Annotated in this window: 10 protein-coding genes and 5 pseudogenes; 9 read left to right on the top strand and 6 right to left on the bottom strand. The window is 64.0% G+C overall.

What is annotated here, in order from left to right; translation table 11 throughout:
* The first annotated feature begins 97 nt into the window (after positions 1-97).
* Together ASD01_RS31070 and ASD01_RS31065 are read left to right on the top strand one after the other, a co-directional pair.
* Positions 98-1342, top strand: coding sequence for an aromatic ring-hydroxylating oxygenase subunit alpha (locus ASD01_RS31070; RefSeq protein ID WP_034801129.1), 1245 nt, complete (start codon positions 98-100; stop codon positions 1340-1342).
* A gap of 1 nt (position 1343) precedes the next feature.
* Positions 1344-2438 (top strand): FAD-binding oxidoreductase, encoded by a 1095-nt coding sequence (locus tag ASD01_RS31065; protein ID WP_034801131.1) that lies wholly within the window; start codon positions 1344-1346, stop codon positions 2436-2438.
* Between the two features lie 221 nt (positions 2439-2659).
* On the opposite strand, the pseudogene ASD01_RS31060 reads toward ASD01_RS31065, so the two are convergent.
* Positions 2660-3697, bottom strand: a pseudogene (locus ASD01_RS31060) (glycoside hydrolase family 25 protein); the annotation flags it as partial.
* Between the two features lie 416 nt (positions 3698-4113).
* On the opposite strand from ASD01_RS31060, the gene ASD01_RS31055 reads away from it, so the two are divergent.
* The gene (locus ASD01_RS31055; RefSeq protein WP_034801454.1) at positions 4114-4542 is read left to right on the top strand and encodes a BA14K family protein; all 429 of its coding nucleotides are present in this window, start codon (positions 4114-4116) and stop codon (positions 4540-4542) included.
* A gap of 131 nt (positions 4543-4673) precedes the next feature.
* Here the strand turns inward: ASD01_RS31055 and ASD01_RS31050 are convergent, their stop codons facing one another.
* Positions 4674-5108, bottom strand: coding sequence for a VOC family protein (locus ASD01_RS31050; protein ID WP_034801133.1), 435 nt, complete (start codon positions 5106-5108; stop codon positions 4674-4676).
* An 87-nt stretch (positions 5109-5195) separates the two neighbouring features.
* Positions 5196-6185 carry a transporter gene (locus ASD01_RS31045; RefSeq protein ID WP_034801135.1) on the bottom strand — a complete coding sequence of 330 codons (990 nt, stop codon included), beginning with the start codon at positions 6183-6185 and terminating at the stop codon, positions 5196-5198.
* Positions 6186-6474: 289 nt separating this feature from the next.
* Here ASD01_RS31045 and ASD01_RS31040 point away from each other — a divergent pair, with 289 nt between their 5' ends.
* The 6 genes and pseudogenes from ASD01_RS31040 to mcpU (ASD01_RS37060) all read left to right on the top strand — a co-directional run.
* Positions 6475-8256: an acyl-CoA dehydrogenase gene (locus tag ASD01_RS31040; RefSeq protein WP_034801137.1), complete on the top strand. Its 1782-nt coding sequence runs from the start codon at positions 6475-6477 to the stop codon at positions 8254-8256.
* Positions 8257-8267: 11 nt separating this feature from the next.
* Positions 8268-9020 (top strand): crotonase/enoyl-CoA hydratase family protein, encoded by a 753-nt coding sequence (locus ASD01_RS31035; protein ID WP_034801139.1) that lies wholly within the window; start codon positions 8268-8270, stop codon positions 9018-9020.
* A 357-nt stretch (positions 9021-9377) separates the two neighbouring features.
* A pseudogene (locus tag ASD01_RS31030) lies at positions 9378-10754 on the top strand (PDC sensor domain-containing protein); the annotation flags it as partial.
* 1 nt (position 10755) lies between these two features.
* Positions 10756-11590, top strand: a pseudogene (gene mcpU / locus ASD01_RS31025) (methyl-accepting chemotaxis protein McpU); the annotation flags it as partial.
* A gap of 330 nt (positions 11591-11920) precedes the next feature.
* Positions 11921-13371 (top strand): annotated as a pseudogene (locus ASD01_RS37065) (PDC sensor domain-containing protein); the annotation flags it as partial.
* Position 13372: 1 nt separating this feature from the next.
* Positions 13373-14206 (top strand): annotated as a pseudogene (gene mcpU, locus ASD01_RS37060) (methyl-accepting chemotaxis protein McpU); the annotation flags it as partial.
* A 128-nt stretch (positions 14207-14334) separates the two neighbouring features.
* Here mcpU (ASD01_RS37060) and ASD01_RS31015 read toward each other — a convergent pair.
* The 3 genes from ASD01_RS31015 to dxs all read right to left on the bottom strand — a co-directional run bounded on the left by ASD01_RS31015 (position 14335) and on the right by dxs (position 18404).
* Entirely contained in the window at positions 14335-15585 is a 1251-nt protein-coding gene (locus tag ASD01_RS31015) for a class I SAM-dependent RNA methyltransferase (RefSeq protein ID WP_034801145.1), read from the bottom strand.
* A complete protein-coding gene (locus tag ASD01_RS31010) occupies positions 15582-16352 on the bottom strand; it encodes a TlyA family RNA methyltransferase (RefSeq protein ID WP_034801147.1) in 771 nt (256 codons plus the stop codon). Before ASD01_RS31010 ends, ASD01_RS31015 begins: the two co-directional genes overlap by 4 nt.
* A gap of 138 nt (positions 16353-16490) precedes the next feature.
* Positions 16491-18404: a 1-deoxy-D-xylulose-5-phosphate synthase gene (dxs, locus tag ASD01_RS31005; protein WP_034801149.1), complete on the bottom strand. Its 1914-nt coding sequence runs from the start codon at positions 18402-18404 to the stop codon at positions 16491-16493.
* Between the last annotated feature and the right edge of the window lie 244 nt (positions 18405-18648).

The following is an 18648-nucleotide window of genomic DNA, read 5'->3' as shown; positions in this document are numbered from 1 at the left end:
TGCGGCGGGCAGCCGGATCGGAGCCTCAAACGCATGGGCGTGCGCCCGTGCGGGTTCCTGTCCTGCCTCTCCGAAACATGGCGCATGAGGACAGGACATGGACACCAGAAACGATATGCTTCGAAAGCTGAAGGGCAGGCAGGACGGCTACAGCCTCGACCGGGCCTTTTACATCGATCCCGACTACTACAGGCAGGATCTGGAAAACATCTGGTACAAGGATTGGCTGTTTATCGGCCATGACTGCGAGATCCCGCGGGCCGGCAATTACTTCACCGTCCAGGTCGGCGACTACCCCGTTGTCATCACCCGCGACCGCCAGGGCGCCATCCGGGCTCTGCACAATTCCTGCCGCCACCGCGGCTCGCGCGTCTGCACGCAGGCGAAAGGCTCGTCGGCAAAGCTTGTCTGTCCCTATCACCAGTGGACCTACGAACTCGACGGCTCGCTGCTCTTTGCCCGGCAGATGGGAGAGGATTTCGACAAGGCCGCCCACAGTCTGAAGCCGATCCATTGCGAAACGGTCGGCGGCTACATCTTCATCAACCTGTCGGAAAAGCCGATGGATTTCACGGCGTTCCGCGACATGGCCTTGCCGTATCTCGCGCCGCATCGGCTCGGCGAAACCAAGGTCGCGTTCGAAAGCACCATCATCGAGAAGGGCAACTGGAAGCTCGTCTGGGAAAACAACCGCGAATGCTACCATTGCGCCGCCAATCATCCGGAACTCTGCCGCACCTATCCTGAGGCGCCGACGGCGACCGGGGTGCAGGGCGCCAAGGATGATCCTGTGATCGCCGAACATTGGGCGAAGTGCGAGGCCGAGGGCCTGCCGAGCGAATTTAAGATGTCGCCGACCGGTCAGTTCCGCGCCGCCCGCATGCCGCTTGTCGACAATGCCGAAAGCTACACCATGTCGGGCGCCCGCGCCGTCAGGCGGGCCCTGTCCGCCGACGTCTCCCAGAGCCAGATCGGCACGCTCTTGATGTTCCACTATCCCACCACCTGGAACCATGTGCTCGCCGACCACGCCATCACCTTCCGGGTGCTGCCGCTCGGGCCCGAACTGACGCAGGTGACGACGAAGTGGCTCGTCAACAAGGATGCGGTCGAAGGCGTCGACTACAATCTAGATGAACTGACGCATGTCTGGACCGAGACCAACGACCAGGACCGTCAGATCGTCGAGGAAAATGCCTTCGGCATCCGCTCACCGGCCTATGAGCCCGGTCCCTATTCGCCCGAGCACGAGGGTGGCGTGATGCAGTTCGTCGAGTGGTACTGCAAGTTCATGGAGCAGCGCCTTGCCGGCGACGCGGCTCCGCTTTCAAGGGTCGCCTGACATGCAGATGGCCTCTTCGTTTCACCATTTCGACGCGCTCCACGTCTGGATCGACCGGCAGCAGATGCTCGAATGCACATCGGCGGTTGTCGAGACCGCCGATGTCATGACCTTCACCTTCCGGGCCGAAAAGCCCGCCTGGTTTCGCTATCTGCCCGGGCAATTCGTGACCCTCGAACTGCCCGTCGCCGACGAGCCAGTGATGCGCACCTACACCCTGTCGTCGACGCCCTCGCGGCCGCTGTCGATCGCCGTGACCGTCAAGGCGCAGTCAGACAGCATCGGCACCCGCTGGATGTTCGAGCACCTGAAGCCCGGAATGAAACTCCGCGCCTTTGGCCCGCTCGGCGATTTCAGCTTCGTCCGCCATCCCGGCGACAAGTACCTGTTTATCTCGGCCGGCTCCGGCATCACGCCGATGATGTCGATGACGCGCTGGATGGCGGACTGCGTGCCGGAGACGGATGTGACCTTCATCTCCTGCGCGCGTCGGCCGGAGGACCTGCTGTTCCGTTCGGAGCTGGAGGTTCTGGCGACGCAGATGTCCGGGCTGAACCTCGGCTTCATCGTCGAGGGACATGAGGCACGCCACGGCTGGCACGGGCTTCGCGGCCGCATTGATGGCGCCAAGCTGCCGCTGCTTGCGCCCGATTTCATGGACCGCACCGTTTTCTGCTGCGGCCCCGAACCGTTCATGCGCGGCGTGCGCGAGATGCTGAAATCGGCCGGTTTCGACATGGGCCGCTACCACGAGGAGAGCTTCCAGCCGGCCGCCGCACCTGCGGCGGAAGAGATTGCCGTGCGCGCCGGCGCCGGTGACGAGGGCGAGGTCCAGGCCGCCAAGATCGCCTTCACCATGAGCGGCAAGGAGATCGAGGCCAAGCCCGGCCAGACGATCCTGCAGGCGGCGCGCGCCAACGGCGTGCGCATCGGCGCTGCCTGCGAAGGCGGCATCTGCGGCACCTGCCGGGTGATGAAGGTCTCAGGCGAGGTGGATATGAGCCACAATGGCGGCATTCTCGACGACGAGATCGATGAGGGCTACATCCTCGCCTGCTGCTCGCGACCGCTCGGAGACGTCCAGATCGAAGCTTGAAGGCTTTAATGATGTCGCGCAAAAGTGTGCAGCGGTTTTGCGACAAAGACATGCATAACAACAAGCGCTTAAAGCCTGTCGCGTGAATGCTTTTCACGCGACAGGCTTTAGGGCGCGTTGCAGGGGATCGGATTGGCGGAAATGCTTGCCGGGGCGTCGGTGCCGGCCCCCGTCTTGGAGCAGGCGCCCTGGGCGGCATCATTGCCGGCGATCGCCACCTGCAGGGCACGTTCCTGGCGGGCGAAATCGATCGAGCCGGTCACCAGCATGTCGACACCGCTGCCGGCGCCGCTCGTAGCGTCAGCGCGGCTCACGAGCAGCGGCTCGCTAAACATCGCAGTCGCCCTTGCGATCGCCTGCATGCCCGTTCCCCGCTCGGCTTGGGCGACGAGCATCAGCGGCAGTGGCTTTTCCGGCAGCAAGGCGCCCTGTGCCCAGATCGCTTTCAGCGCCGGCGGCGACATTGCCGCCACATTCACGTCGATGTCGTCAAGCGTTCCCGGCACGCGGTAGGGGCAGCGGCGCTTGCCGCAGTTGATGCCCGAGGAGAACTGCCACAGCGCGTAACTGTCCCAGTTGCCCATCGGGAAAACCTGGCGGATATCCGGTTTGTAACGGGCGTACCAGAGCGGCAGGCGCGACAGCAGCCGGTGTTTGGCCCGGTGCGCGGCGATGTATTTGGCGGTGATGTGGTTGGTATAGAGGATCGGGTAGCGCCCGGTCCGGGTCTTGATGTGCCCGGCGAAGATGGCGGCGTCCTCCAGCGACATGTACTTGTCCGGATCGATGCCCTCGAGATCGAGCACCATCAGCTCGTCGTCGCGCGGATCGGCGTAATCGAGGAAATGGTTCGCCTGGTCGACGGGATTGCCCGGGCGGGCAAGATGGTAGGCACCCCACAGCAGCCCGTGCGAACGGGCAATCATCCGGCGGGTCTGGTAGAGCTCGCGGCTGACGGCGTATTTGCGCCACATGGTCTTGCAGTGGTTGAAGGTGTCGCCGTTGTGGTCGCCGGTGCAGGAGAAGCTTTCGGGCAGGCCGTCGGAGGCCTTGGCGATGAAACCGGAAACGCGCTTGTCGCCAAGCATCGTTTCCCAGTCGATGCTGTTCATCTCATAGGCGTCGACGATGATGGCATTCGACTTGGTCTTCCAGGGCTCCATTTCACCGGCGCGTGCGATCGCCGCCGCGAAAGCCAGACCGATGAAGGTCGCGAGGCGCAGAATCATCCCTGTCGTGGAGATACACCGCTTTGCCATTCTCTGAGATTGCCGACAGTATCGTTAACGCATCGTAAATCCCAGCCCCCGAGCGGACTGTGCGGGAGCGACGCGCGAATGTATACCGACCTGTGGCTGTATATAAGAAATTGCTTTCATGTTCGCGATCTGACGATCAGCCGGGAAGGCGTTGGTCGACGATGCGGCAATGCCTTGCTGCAGCAACGGGTGCTGGCCGCGCCACCTGATCCCGCAGGAGGCGGAAGATGGAACAAAACCGGTGACTTATGCGTTATCGGTCGATTTCGGATTTCCCGGCTGAGGGACATCCCCGTATCGGCCTCGGTCCGGGTGAAATCATGGAAAGGTTGAAATGCCGCGGCAACCCGAAACCGGGCCGCGCAAAATGCGTTCGGTGATGGAGGGATTTTATGAAGAACGTGCTGAAGTCCGGGATGAGCCGGTGGTTTTCCGTGGCCGTTGCGGTGGCTGTGCTGGCGACGTCGGCCGCCCCGTCGCAGGCCTTCACGCCGACACCGCCGCGCCTTGAGCGGCAGAGCGATGCACAGAACGTCCAGTATCGCCGACCGGGCATGGAGCGTCGTGGCGGCTATTACTACTACAACGGCTACCGCGGTTATAACTACCGCCGCCCTGGCTATCGCTACTACAATGGCTGGTGGTATCCGATGGCAGCCTTCGGCACCGGAGTGATTATCGGTGGAGCGATCGCCCAGCCGCCGCGCTACACGCGTCCTGCCCCCGTCTATGGCAGCCGCCATGTGCAGTGGTGCTATGACCGCTACCGCTCATACCGGGCCTACGACAATACCTATCAGCCCTATGGCGGCCCGCGCCGCCAGTGCTATTCGCCCTATGGTTAAAGGGTAGGCAGGGCCGGGCGCTTCCGCTCCTGGCCCTTTTTCGCCTGGGATCACATGAGGCCGCCATAGCTGCGAGCGATGGGCCTGGCCGATGATCGCGCCGTGCCTGGTGAGAACTTGTCCTGCAGTGGCTAAAGTTCTTGGGCGAGCCCGATGAGCAGCCCCTCGGGACCGCGGATATAGCAAAGCCGATAGGCGTCCTTATACTGGACCACTTCGCCGACCAACTGCGCGCCGCGTTTGCGGAGCCGCTCAACCGTATCGTCGACGTCGTCGACCGCGAGCATGACGCGGAGGTAGCCAAGCGCATTGACCGGGGCAGTCCGGTGATCGGCGACGACCGGTGCTGCGAGGAAGCGGGAAAGCTCGAGCCTGCTGTGGCCATCCGGCGTACGCATCATGGCAATTTCGACATGCTGATCGCCGAGCCCGGTGACACGCCCGGCCCATTCCCCGTCGATCGTCGCCCGCCCTTCGAGCTCAAGGCCAAGTTCGCGAAAGAAATCGATCGTCTCTTCGAGGTCTTCGACGACGATGCCTATGTTGTCCATTCGCTTGAGCGCCATGTTTCCAATCTCCACGGTGTCGTTCCGGTCTACGGGGACGTCGCTCCAAACAACACCGAACGCCTGGGGAGAGTTCCGACCGGTGTCTCAGAGAATGCCGATCCGCCGGAGAATCCACCAGGCAAAGCCCATGGAGAGTGCGATGAACAACGCCGCATAGAGCGTGCCGGTGCCGTCGGCGAAGGGCAGCGCCCCGGTATTCATGCCGAAGAAGCCGGTGACGAGCGTCGGCGGCAGGAGGAAGGCGGTCATCAGCGACAGGATGTAAAGATGCCGATTGGTCTCCGAAGAGATCTTGCTGTCGATCTCTTCATGCAGCAGACGCGCGCGTTCCTGCAGGGCGAAGACGTCGCGGTCGACCGCTTCGAGCCGGTCGGAAAGCCGCTCGGCGGCGTCGATGAACCCGGGCGGTACCTCGTCCTCATCCGATGCGCCCGCCCGCCTGAGCAAGGCGAGGATCGTGCGAAGGTGCCGATGCAGCCGCACCACCGTGCGCCGCAGCGGCGCAAGCCCCGGCTGCTGCCGATGCCCAGCCTCGCCATAAACATGGTCCTCGATGACGTTCAGATCCTCGGTCAGTTCCAGAACCAGCGAGATCAGCGTGCGCTGGAATTCGACGACGATCATCTCGAAGAGGTCGATCGGCCGTGCGCATTTCGTGCTCTTTTCCACCGCTGCCTTGACGCGGTCGATGCTGCGCAAAGGATGCAGGCGGGTGGTGATGATGATGCGGTCGCTGACGGCGAAATGCAGCCAGCCGATCGTCTTCGTCACCGCGTCGAAGGTGCGCTCGAAATCGACGAGCGTGCCGTGCACGATATCGTCCGAAACGGTGATGGCCGCCTGGGTATCGTGGCTCGTCAGCGTGGCGACTGCGAGCGGCGGCAGGTTGCCGATCCGCTCGATGAGCGCAGGCGTTCGCGCGTCCGAGAGCGCGAGGTGAACCCACACCCATCCTTCCCCGGATAGCAGGCTGTCGATCGAGGCGTCGGTGGCGATCCGCTGGCAGCGGCTTTCGCCCGGCAGGAAACGATAGGCCCAGACGATGCCGGGTATTTCAGGGGAAATCAGGTTCATCTGAACGCCTTGTCCAGGGTCCGCCGCCTGTTCCGATCCATCGTTGGCAACGGGAGGGAGGAACACGCAGCCATTCAAAGTGCTAAAGTGACAGTCGCGCGTCCAGCGACGACGCGCGGCACCATCTGTCTTGGCTTCTATGCGCCGTTGATGACAGTTTTGTTACGGGCGGCCGCAGCCCGATGTTCGGGAAGCCGACGGCAATTGACGTTGACGTTTACGTAAAAATCAATAGTGTTCGGCGCACGAGGCCGCGCCCGGCGCGACCTGGCTATCTGGGAGGATCATCATGTACAAGGCACCCGTCGACGAGATCGCATTCACGCTGAAGCACGTGGCAGGCATGGGCGATGCACTGCAATCGGGCGCGCTGGGTGATCTCGGTGAAGACCTGGTCGATGCCATCCTTTCGGAGGCCGGTCGGTTCGCGACGGAAGAGGTGGCGCCGCTTGGCGACATCGGCGACAAGCAGGGGTCGCGCCTCGTCGAAGGCAAGGTCGAGACCCCAAACGGTTGGCGCGATCTCTACCACAACTGGATCGCCGGCGGCTGGAACGGGCTGACGGCCCCGGAAGATTTCGGCGGCCAGAACCTGCCGCATATGCTGCACGTCGCCGCCATGGAAATGTGGAACGCCGGCTCCATGGCCTTCGCGCTTGGCCCGACGCTCACCATGGGCGCCGTCGAGGCGCTGGAAAAGCACGGTTCCGATGAGCTCAAGGCCACCTATCTGCCGAAGATGGTCTCCGGCGAATGGACCGGCACCATGAACTTGACCGAGCCGCATGCCGGCTCCGACCTCGGTGTGCTGAAGGCCCGCGCTGAGCGCCGCGACGACGGCACCTACCGCATCTTCGGCCAGAAGATCTTCATCACCTGGGGCGAACACGACTTCACCGACAACATCGTCCATCTGGTGCTGGCGCGCCTTCCGGACGCGCCGGCCGGCACCCGCGGCATCTCGCTGTTCCTCGTGCCGAAATTCCTGGTCAACGCGGACGGTTCGCTCGGCGAGCGCAACGATCTCTTCTGCCATTCGCTCGAACACAAGCTCGGTATCCATGGATCGCCGACCTGCACGATGATCTATGGCGACGGCAAGTTCGGCGCTGAAAAGGGCGCGATCGGCTATCTGATCGGCGAGGAGAACCGCGGCCTCGCCTGCATGTTCACGATGATGAACAACGCCCGTCTGGCCGTCGGCATGCAGGGCGTGGCCATTGCCGACGCCGCGACGCAGAAGGCGATCGCCTTTGCCAAGGAGCGCACCCAGGGTAAGGCGCCTGGCTGGACGGGGCAGGGCATGAGCCCGATCATCGAGCACCCGGATGTTGCCCGCATGCTCCTGACGATGAAGGCGCTGACGCAGGGCTCGCGCGCGATTTCCTACGCCTGCGCCCACGCCGTCGACATGGGGCATGCAGCCGAAGGCGAAAAGGCGAAGTTCTGGCAGGAACGCTCCAGCCTGCTGACGCCGATCGCCAAGTCCTTCTCGACCGACGCCGGCGTCGATGTCGCCTCGATGGGTATCCAGGTGCATGGTGGCATGGGCTTCATCGAGGAAACGGGTGCTGCCCGCTATCTGCGCGACGCCCGCATCGCGCCGATCTACGAGGGTACCAACGGCATCCAGGCGATCGACCTCGTCACCCGCAAGCTGCCGCTTTCCGATGGCGGCCACGTGCGTGGCTTCATTGCCGAGTTGCGCGAGATCGCCGCGGCAGTTCGCGCCTCGAACCGCGACGGTTTTGGCGAGACGGCTGCACGCCTCGATGCGGCGCTGGACGATCTTTCGGCCGCGACCGAGTGGCTGATTGCGGCTGTTGCCGGCGGCAAGCTCGCAGAAGCACTCGCCGGCGCCACCGCCTACCAGCGGCTCTTCGGCCTGGCGCTGACCGGCGCCTATCTCGCCAAGGGTGGTCTGGCGGACGTCAGCGATGGCAAGGACGATCAGCGCATTGCGCTCTGCCGCTTCACCGCCGAAAACCTGCTGGCCGAGACTGCCGCACTGAAAGACCGTGTCGTCAACGGTGCCGACAGCCTCGCCGTCGCTCGCGCTGTTCTGGCCTGAAAGGACCCATCATGACCGACCACGTGCTCATCGAACGGCCGGAAGCCCACCCCGGCGTCCAGGTGATCCGCTTCAACCGGCCGGAAAAGAAAAACGCCATCACGCGCGACATGTACGCGAAGATGACCAATGCGCTGACGGTCGCTTCTAGCGATCCGGCCGTGCGCGCCACCGCCTTTCTCGGCACCGATGGTTGCTTCTCCGCCGGCAACGACATGGCCGACTTCCTCGCCTTCGCCATGGGCGGTTCCATGGGCATAGAGGTGATCGAGTTCCTGAAGGCACTCGCGACCGCAACGAAGCCTGTCGTTTCGGGCGTCGACGGTCTCGCGATTGGCATCGGCACGACGATCCATCTGCATTGCGACCTGACGATTGCGTCCGAGCGCTCGGTCTTCAAGACGCCCTTCGTCGACCTGGCGCTGGTGCCGGAAGCGGCCTCCAGCCTGATCGCGCCGCGCATCATGGGTCACCAGCGGGCCTTCGCGCTGCTTGCCGCCGGCGAACCGCTCACCGCAGGCGAGGCCGTGGACGCGGGACTGATCTGGAAGATTGTCGGCGCGGACGCGGTCGAGCGCGAAACCCTGGCGCTTGCTGGCCGGCTCGCCAAGAAGCCGCCGGAGGCGCTTCGCATCGCCCGCGATCTCGTCCGTGGCGACCGCAGCGACGTGCTGGCGCGTATCGACGAAGAGGCGAAGCACTTCGCCGCGCAATTGAAGAGTGCCGAGGCGCGGGCCGCCTTCGAGGCCTTCATGCGCCGCTAAACCAGTTTGGATTTGTGATGGGTGAGACGGGTGCCTCTGTGCACCCGTTTTGCATTCGGGGGCAAGCTCTTACCCGGCCGGCGGTAAAGATCCCGTTGCCGCCGCCATCGCGAACTTGAATAGATCAATTTTAATTTGTTCTTAAATACCGGTCGCTATCGTCCTGCGCGATAGGCCCATCCCTATTTTGGGATGGCCCCAGCCGCATGAAGCAGGGCTGGCCTCGCCTTCGGGCATGTTCAACGTTTTCCCGTCAGCCTCTGCGCGCCGTCTTCACGGACGGACGACGGATGCTGCGCGAAAATCATCAAGAGCTCATGTCCGGCGGCCGCCGCCGGCACCCATTGGGAGCCCACCTTGTCCAAGCGATCGAACCTCATGACGCGCATTCTCGTTGCCGCGTCCTGTGTCGTCGTCGGCGCTTTCGCCGGCTTTTCCGTTTACATCGACAGCCTGCAGCGCGACACGACCACCAAGGCCGTCGAGGAGAACATTGCCTCCTCCGGCACCCAGGCCGCGCAGAGCGTCGCCAAGTGGCTGAACGGCCGCGTCACGCTGACGGCGATGGTGGCTGATGCCACCGGCAACGTCGCGGATGACGGTGGGGTCCAGCCGATCCTGAAGAACGACGTTCTCACCAGCGAATTCATGTCGACCTATGTTGGCAACGAAAGCGGCAAGTTCATCACCTGGCCCGACAATCCGATGCCGGCAGGCTATGACCCGCGTCAGCGCCCCTGGTACCAGCAGGCCGTCAAGGCTGACGCTCGCGTGCTGACCGAACCCTATGTCGACGCGTCCAGCGGCGCGCTGATCATCAGCGCCGCCGTTCCGGTCAAGCGCGACGGCAAGCTCTATGGCGTTGCCGCCAGCGACTTCTCGCTCGATACCCTGGTGACGATGATCAAGGGCGTCGATGTCGGCGGTGAAGGCTTTGCCTTCCTCGCCAGCAAGGACGGCCAGATCCTGGTTCATCCCGATGCCAAGCTGGTCACCAAGTCGCTCGCCGATGCCTTCCCGATCGACACACCGGCAATCGGCTCCGGTATCATGAACACCGAGCTCGACGGCAAGCCGATGCTGGTGAGCTTCGTTCCGGTCCAGGGCCTGCCCTCGGTCGAATGGTATGTCGGCTTCGTCATCGACGCCGACGCCGCCTATTCGGCGATCGATCAGTTCCGCATTGCCGCGACCATCGCCACGATCCTTGCGGTCGGCGTGATGCTCGTCTTCCTCGCGACCTTCCTCAACCGCCTCGTCATCCGTCCTGTCACGGATATGACCAGCGCGATGGAGAAGCTCGCGTCGGGTAACCACAACGTTGCAATCCCCGGCGAAGAGCGGACCGACCAGATCGGCTCGATGGCCGCCGCCGTCGCCGTCTTCAAGGCCAATGCCGTCGAGCGCGCCCGCCTCGAAAGCGAGGCGGATGCGAACCGTTCGCTGTCGGAACGCGAGCGCCTGGAACGCGAGGCGCAGAAGGCGCGCGACGCTGCCGAAGTGCAGCAGGCTGTCGATGGTCTGGCAACCGGCCTCGGCCGTCTTGCTGACGGCGATCTGGCCTATCGCATCGACAATCCCTTCGCCGATCGTCTCGATCGCCTGCGCGCCGACTTCAACAATTCGGTCGCCAAGCTGCACGACACGCTCTGCGCCGTCGGTGCCAATGCCCGCGGCATTGATGCCGGCGCGACGGAAATCCGCTCGGCCGCCGACGATCTCGCCCGCCGCACCNCTCGGTCGCCAAGCTGCACGACACGCTCTGCGCCGTCGGTGCCAATGCCCGCGGCATTGATGCCGGCGCGACGGAAATCCGCTCGGCCGCCGACGATCTCGCCCGCCGCACCGAGCAGCAGGCAGCCTCGGTCGAAGAGACCGCCGCAGCGCTTGAAGAGATCACCACGACGGTCAAGGACTCCGCCCGTCGGGCTGAAGAGGTCGGCGCGCTGGTCGCCCGCACGCGTGCCGGCGCTGAGAAGTCCGGCGAAGTCGTTGCCAACGCCGTAGATGCGATGCATGCGATCGAGAAGTCCTCGGGCGAGATCTCCAACATCATCGGCGTCATCGATGATATCGCCTTCCAGACCAACCTCCTTGCACTGAACGCCGGCGTCGAGGCGGCCCGTGCCGGTGAAGCCGGCAAGGGCTTTGCCGTCGTCGCGCAGGAAGTGCGTGAACTCGCCCAGCGCTCGGCCAATGCGGCCAAGGAGATCAAGGCACTGATCACCACCTCCGGCAACCAGGTCCGCAACGGCGTGACCTTGGTCGGCGACACCGGCAAGGCACTGGAGACGATCGTCGCCGAAGTCCAGGAGATCAACAAGCACGTGAGCGCGATCGTGACCGCGACGCGCGAGCAGTCGACGGGCCTCCAGGAGATCAACACGGCGGTCAACACCATGGATCAGGGCACGCAACAGAACGCGGCCATGGTCGAGGAACAGACGGCGGCAAGCCATGGTTTGGCGTCGGAAGCAGCCTCGCTCAACGCACTGCTGGCCCAGTTTAACCTCGGCGATACGCAGAGCGTATACGCGGCAGCGACCAGCCACCGCCGCCGGGCAGCCTAGTCCTCGCCGACATTTGAGAAGCAAAAGGCCCGGGAGACCGGGCCTTTTCTTTGCGCAGTGCATCAGGATTCTCGCTTTTCACTGCAGGATCGCGAGTCATCCCCTTGTTTCTTAAGCTTTGATAAAGCGCTCGCGCATACCGTTTCTTCGCCGCGAAATGACTTCGCCCGCACGTCGCCTCCAGCATTCATCATCGCGATGTGCCCCAGACACCTGTCCCAATGCTCAGCGTGCCCGTCACGCAATCGATGATTTGGCCGCGCACGACCGCAACGGCGGAGGCGCGAGGGGAGACATACGGTGATCCTAAAGACTGCAACGGCAAGAAACATGTTCGCCATCGTGATGACCGGCCTGTTGACCTCCATGGTCACCGCCGCCGTCGTCTTCTGGCTCTCCTATCAGCAATTGCGCGAGCGCAGCATCGCCGAAATGACCAATGCCGCATCCGCAAGCGCGCGCAGCGTCGAGACGAAGTTTGCCGAGGCAAAGACGCTCGCAAACAACATCCGCTCCGCGCTCTATGCGGTAAAGGGCACCGGCGAGCCGTCGCGCGCCGAAATCGAAACCCTGATGAAACGCTGGATCGTCGACAATCCGCTTGCCGTCGGCATGAGCACCGGCTGGGAGCCGAACGCCTTCGACGGCAAGGACGCCGAATTCGTCGGCAAGCCCGGCCATGACGCGACCGGCCGCTTCGTTCCCTATATCGCCCGCTCCGGCGACAAGGTGATCCACGAGGCGCTCGCCGATTATGACAAGCCGGGTCCCGGCGACTACTACCAGATCCCGAAGAAGACCGGCCTCGACATGGTCACCGAGCCTTATGTCTACCCGATCAACGGCAAGGACGTGCTGATGACCTCGATCATGGTGCCGCTGAAGAAGGACGGCGCCTTCATCGGTGTGGTCGGCGTCGACATGGCGCTCGGCGAACTCTCGACCGAACTCGCCAAACTGAAGCCCTTCGGCACCGGTTTCGTCTCATTGCTCAGCAAAGATGGCAGCATCATCAGCCATCCGGATGCCAAGGTCCTCGGCAAGGTGCTGAAAGACACGCCGCTCGCGGGTGAGGGGTGGGGTGACCTCCTGAGCCACACCGGCCAGGCCTTCGCGCTGAAGCACACGGATGGCAGCGGGCATCTGGCCGTCGCCGTACCGGTCAACCTGCTGCCCGACACCGAATGGTACGTCGTGGTCTCGGTGCCCGAAGCCACGGTCTTTGCCGGCCTTTCGCATCTCGCGATGATTTCGATCGCCGTCATTGCCGTTGCCGCCGCGATCATGATCATCGTCGGTTGGACACTGGCGAGCCGCTTCCGCAAGCGCGTCGCCAATGTCATCGGCGTCACCGGCCAGATCGCCGCTGGCGAGACCGACGTCGACCTGTCCGAGGCCGAGCGCAAGGATGAGATCGGGGATCTCGCCCGGTCGCTGCGTGTCCTGCGTGATGCGACGATCGCCAAGATGCAGCTCGAAAGCGAGGCGGATGCGAACCGCTCGCTATCGGAACGCGAACGTCTGGAACGCGAAGCGCAGAAGGCGCGCGATGCTGCCGAAGTGCAGCAGGCCGTCGATGGTCTGGCAACCGGTCTCGGCCGTCTTGCTGACGGCGATCTGGCCTATCGCATCGACAATCCCTTTGCCGATCGTCTCGATCGCCTGCGCGCCGACTTCAACAACTCGGTCGCCAAGCTGCACGACACGCTCTGCGCCGTCGGTGCCAATGCCCGCGGCATTGATGCCGGCGCGACGGAAATCCGCTCGGCCGCCGACGATCTNTCGGTCGCCAAGCTGCACGACACGCTCTGCGCCGTCGGTGCCAATGCCCGCGGCATTGATGCCGGCGCGACGGAAATCCGCTCGGCCGCCGACGATCTCGCCCGCCGCACGGAGCAGCAGGCAGCCTCGGTCGAAGAGACCGCCGCGGCACTCGAGGAGATCACCACGACGGTCAAGGACTCGGCTCGCCGCGCCGAAGAGGTTGGTGCGCTGGTCGCCCGCACCCGTGCCGGCGCTGAGAAGTCCGGCGAAGTCGTTGCCAACGCCGTAGACGCGATGCATGCGATCGAGAAGTCCTCGGGCGAGATCTCCAATATCATCGGCGTCATCGACGATATCGCCTTCCAGACCAACTTGCTCGCGCTGAATGCCGGCGTCGAGGCGGCCCGTGCCGGTGAAGCCGGCAAGGGTTTTGCCGTTGTTGCTCAAGAAGTGCGTGAACTCGCCCAGCGCTCGGCACAGGCCGCCAAGGAGATCAAGGCGCTGATCACCACCTCGGGAAACCAGGTCCGCAACGGCGTGACCTTGGTCGGCGATACCGGCAAGGCACTGGAGACGATCGTTGCCGAAGTTCATGAGATCAACAAGCATGTGAGCGCGATCGTGACCGCGACGCGCGAACAGTCCACCGGTCTCCAGGAGATCAACACGGCCGTAAACACCATGGACCAGGGCACGCAACAGAACGCGGCCATGGTCGAGGAACAGACGGCGGCAAGCCATGGCCTGGCGTCGGAAGCAGCCTCGCTCAATGCGCTGCTCGCCCAGTTCAACCTCGGAGAAGGGCAGGGCTCTTACGCAGGTGGGGGTGGATACCGCCGCCGCGCGGCGTGACGACGGATCGGCGTCCGCGGGTCATGCTAAGACGAGTGCAAAAACAAGAGGATAGCACGCAAGCGTGAATCAGTCTGGCAGACGCTTCAAGTCGAACGATAACGAAGGCCCGGGAAACCGGGCCTTTCTCATTTCTCCAGCGTGACCACCGCCTCGACATGGGCCGACCAGAGGAACTGGTCGATCGGCGTCACCGAGGTGATGCGGTACCCGGCGGCAACGAGGATCGAGAGGTCGCGCGCAAGCGTCACTGGATTGCAGGAGACGGCGACGACCTTCTTGACGCCGGAGCGGGCGATCTCGTGACACTGCACGTCCGCGCCGGCGCGTGGCGGATCGAAGACGACCGCGTCGAAGACCTTCAGTTCCTGCGCCATGAGCGGGCGGCGGAAGAGATCACGCTTCTCGATGGTGACGGGCTTGAGCCCCTGCGTGTTGCGAGCCGCCAGATCAAGCGCCTTCAGCGCCTTGTCTTCGCCTTCGACCGCATGCACCCGCGCCTTGCGGGCGATGCGCAGCGCAAAGGTGCCGCAGCCGGCAAAGAGGTCGGCGACGCGCTTGGACTTGCCGAGATGGTCGAGCACCAGCTTCGCCATTGCCTCTTCGGCCTGCGCCGTCGCCTGGGTGAAGCTGCCGGGCGGCGGCGAGACGGAAACACCGCCGAAATCGATGACAGGCTTCACCGGCTCGACAATGATCTCGCCATTGAGGCTGACGCGGGCGATGCCGCGCTCACCGAGCACGGCTTCGACCGTGCGGCGGCGCTCGCGGTCGTCGAGCTTCTTGATGCCATCGACCGAGAGGTCGAGGCCGGAGAGCGTTTCGAGCACGGTGATGCGGAACGGCTCGGCATTGACGGCCATGGCCGCGCCGACTTTGGCAATGGTGGCGAGCTTCGAGACGATACCCGGGCTCGCGATCGGACATTCCGAGATCGCGACGATATGGTGGCTTTCCGCCTGGTTGAAGCCGAGAAGCAGATCCTTCTCGGTCTTGCGGGCGGTGAAGACCGCGCGGCGGCGCTGGCCGGGCTCGGCGGTGATGAGCGGCGCCACCTCGGGAGTAAGCCCTTTCGACTTCAGGGCGGCGATCACCAGATCGCGCTTGAAGCCGTGGTAGAGCGTGTCGGAGGCATGTTGCATCGTGCAGCCGCCGCAGGTGCCGTTGATGCCGTCCGGCCCGAAGTGCCGACAGTGCGGTTCGACGCGCTCGGGTGAGGCTTCTCTCACCGACATCAGCGTGCCGTGCGATTTGTTGACGGCGAGCGCGACGCTTTCGCCGGGCAGGGTGAAGGGTGCATAGATCGGCCCGTCAGGACCTTCGGCAATGCCGTCGCCCTGAGCGCCCAGCCGCTTGATGGTGACGGCTTCAGTGGTCATGGCTTCTTGCCTGCCAGCAGGTATTCGACATTGCCGTCGCCGCCGGCAATGGGGGAGGGGATAAGGCCGAGGCTTTGCCAGCCCATGTCCTCGACAAGCCAGCGCTCGAGTTCGGCGGCGACATCAGGTGCGCTGTCGGGATCCTTGAGCAGGCCCGCCTTGCTGATGGCGTCGCGGCCCGCCTCGAACTGAGGCTTCACCAGCAGGATGCAGTACGAACCGGGAAGCGCCATATCGAGTGCCGGCGGCAGCGCGAGCTTGAGCGAGATGAACGAGACGTCCGAGACGACGAAGGTGACTTCGCGGTCGTCGATGTCCTCCTCGGTCATCGCGCGTGCATTGAGGCCCTCAATGCTGGTGACGCGTTCGTCACCTTCGATGCGCGGATGGATCTGGCCATGGCCGACATCGATCGCGACCACATGCTCGGCTCCACGCTTCAACAGCACTTCGGTGAAGCCACCGGTCGAGGCGCCGATATCGAGACAGCTTTCGCCTGCAGGGTCGAGCCCGAAATGATCGAGTGCCGCGACCAGCTTCAGCGCGGCGCGCGAGACATAGTCCTGCGCCGGGTCATCGATGGTGATCGTCACGCTCTCGGCAAACATCGACGCTGCCTTGGTGACCGTGCGGCCGTCGACCTTGACGGTCCCGCGCTGGATTGCGTCACGGGCACGCGCGCGGCTTGCGACCAGCCCCGAGTTCAGCAGCAGCTGATCGAGGCGGACCCGGTTCTTGTGTTCTTCGTTCTGGCGATCTTCTGACATGTGTTTCTCATGGCGACTTGCCGCCGCAATGGCAAGCCCCCTGTGCTCGCAGCCATCGAGCCCTTCCTGCAATTCCGTCCGGAAAAGCAAAAACCCCGGGGACGAGCCGGGGTTTTTGCTTGAAGTCGCACGGAAGCCTCAGCCGGCAGCGCCGATGCCGATATCCTGCTTTTGGCCGAGTGCCTTGAAGACGGTCGAGACGATGCCGGCGCGGTCGAGGCCCGCGGCGGCATACATGGCCTCGGGCTTGGCCTGTTCCATCCAGACGTCGGGCATGACCATCGGACGAACCTTGAGGCCGCCGTCGAGCAGGCCGTCCTCGGCGAGGAACTGCAGCACGTGGCTGGCAAAGCCGCCGACGGCACCTTCCTCGATGGTGATCAGCACCTCGTGGTTGCGGGCAAGCTCGCGGATGAGGTCATGGTCCAGCGGCTTGGCAAAGCGCGCATCCGCGACCGTGGTCGAAAGCCCGGCGGCGTCGAGGTCTTCTGCGGCCAGCAGACAGTCGGCAAGGCGCGTTCCGAAGGAAAGCAGCGCCACCTTGGAGCCCTCCTTGACGATACGGCCCTTGCCGATCTCGAGGATCTGGCCCCGCTCCGGCATCTCGACGCCAACGCCTTCGCCGCGCGGATAACGGAACGAGATCGGGCCGGCGTCATAGGCAGCAGCCGTGCGCACCATGTGCTTCAGTTCCGCCTCGTCGGCAGCCGCCATCACCACGAAGCCGGGAAGGGTGGCGAGATAGGTCGTGTCGAACGAGCCCGCATGCGTCGGACCGTCGGCGCCGACGAAACCGGCACGGTCGATCGGGAAGCGCACCGGTAGGCCTTGGATCGCCACGTCGTGGACCACCTGGTCGTAGCCGCGCTGCAGGAAGGTCGAATAAAGCGCTGCGAACGGCTTGTAGCCTTCGGCGGCAAGGCCGGCGGCAAAGGTTACGGCGTGCTGCTCGGCAATGCCGACATCGAAGCAGCGCGACGGATGGACCTTGGCGAACTTGTCGAGCCCGGTGCCGGACGGCATGGCGGCGGTGACGGCGACGATCTTGTCGTCGAAGCCGGCTTCCTGCGTCAGCGCATCGGCGAAAACAGAGGTATAGGCGGGCGCGTTCGGCTTCGCCTTCGCCTGGGCGCCGGTGATGACGTCGAACTTGTTGACGCCGTGGTACTTGTCGGCGGCAGCTTCCGCCGGCGGATAGCCCTTGCCCTTCTGCGTCACCACATGGATCAGCACCGGACCTTTGGCGTTGTCGCGCACGTTGCGCAGCACCGGCAGCAGATGGTCGAAGGAATGCCCGTCGATCGGGCCGATATGGTAGAAGCCCATCTCTTCGAAGAGCGTGCCGCCGGTGACGTAGCCGCGGGCATGCTCGACCGCGCGGGTGATCGCCCGGTCGACGGTCTTGCCGAGATAGGCCGTCAGCTTCTTGCCGACTTCGCGGATGCCCATATAGGTGCGGCCGGAGGCAAGGCGCGCGAGATAGGCGCTCATCGCGCCGGTCGGCGGCGCGATCGACATGTCGTTGTCATTGAGGATGACGATCAGCCGCGCGTCGAGCGCACCGGCATTGTTCAGCGCCTCATAGGCCATGCCGGCCGAAAGCGCGCCATCACCGATGACGGCGATGACATTGCGGTTCTTGCCGTCGAGGTCGGCGGCGACCGCCATGCCGAGGCCGGCGGAAATCGAGGTCGAGGAGTGCGCGGCACCGAAGGGGTCGTATTCGCTCTCGGCGCGGCGGGTAAAGCCCGAGAGGCCGCCTTCCTGACGCAGCGTGCGGATGCGATCGCGGCGGCCGGTGAGGATCTTGTGCGGATAGCACTGGTGGCCGACATCGAAGATCAGCCGGTCATGCGGCGTGTTGAAGACCTTGTGGATGGCGATCGTCAGTTCGACGACGCCAAGGCCCGCGCCAAGGTGCCCGCCGGTACGCGACACCGCGTCGATCATTTCTGCCCGGACTTCTCCGGCAAGCTGCGGCAGATCCTTGTCGTCGACCTTCTTCAGATCGTCGGGATAGGTCACCTTGTCGAGCAAGGGAGTAGCCGGCATCGGATTGGTTGGCAGTTGTGTCACGCTGCATGCCTCATGCGCGCCCCAAAGGTCGGGCGCGCGATAGTTGGTGGGTACCGTCGAAGCGGCTCTTTAGACGCAATCGTTGCTGAATGCAAAATTAGGCGTTCCTGCGTCGTCAACCAAGAGACTAGCGCATGATTCTGTGAATCGAAATCGATTCAAGCGCCATGAGGCAATGTTGCGCGGTTTTCCGCATCCATCCTGTGCCACTTTAGGTCGC

It is taken from the genome of Ensifer sp. Root423 (assembly GCF_001426275.1).
GTDB classification, from domain to species: domain Bacteria; phylum Pseudomonadota; class Alphaproteobacteria; order Rhizobiales; family Rhizobiaceae; genus Ensifer; species Ensifer adhaerens.
This window is presented reverse-complemented; position numbering and strand designations above follow the sequence as displayed.

Excerpts from the sequence above, each read along its gene's own strand:
- ASD01_RS31070 (WP_034801129.1), top strand. The coding sequence starts at position 98 with ATGGACACCAGAAACGATATGCTTCGAAAGCTGAAGGGCAGGCAGGAC.
- ASD01_RS31065 (WP_034801131.1), top strand. The coding sequence starts at position 1,344 with ATGCAGATGGCCTCTTCGTTTCACCATTTCGACGCGCTCCACGTCTGG.
- ASD01_RS31055 (WP_034801454.1), top strand. The coding sequence starts at position 4,114 with ATGAGCCGGTGGTTTTCCGTGGCCGTTGCGGTGGCTGTGCTGGCGACG.
- ASD01_RS31015 (WP_034801145.1), bottom strand. The coding sequence starts at position 15,585 with ATGACCACTGAAGCCGTCACCATCAAGCGGCTGGGCGCTCAGGGCGAC.
- dxs (WP_034801149.1), bottom strand. The coding sequence starts at position 18,404 with ATGCCGGCTACTCCCTTGCTCGACAAGGTGACCTATCCCGACGATCTG.
- ASD01_RS31035 (WP_034801139.1), top strand. The coding sequence starts at position 8,268 with ATGACCGACCACGTGCTCATCGAACGGCCGGAAGCCCACCCCGGCGTC.
- ASD01_RS31040 (WP_034801137.1), top strand. The coding sequence starts at position 6,475 with ATGTACAAGGCACCCGTCGACGAGATCGCATTCACGCTGAAGCACGTG.
- ASD01_RS31045 (WP_034801135.1), bottom strand. The coding sequence starts at position 6,185 with ATGAACCTGATTTCCCCTGAAATACCCGGCATCGTCTGGGCCTATCGT.
- ASD01_RS31050 (WP_034801133.1), bottom strand. The coding sequence starts at position 5,108 with ATGGCGCTCAAGCGAATGGACAACATAGGCATCGTCGTCGAAGACCTC.
- ASD01_RS31010 (WP_034801147.1), bottom strand. The coding sequence starts at position 16,352 with ATGTCAGAAGATCGCCAGAACGAAGAACACAAGAACCGGGTCCGCCTC.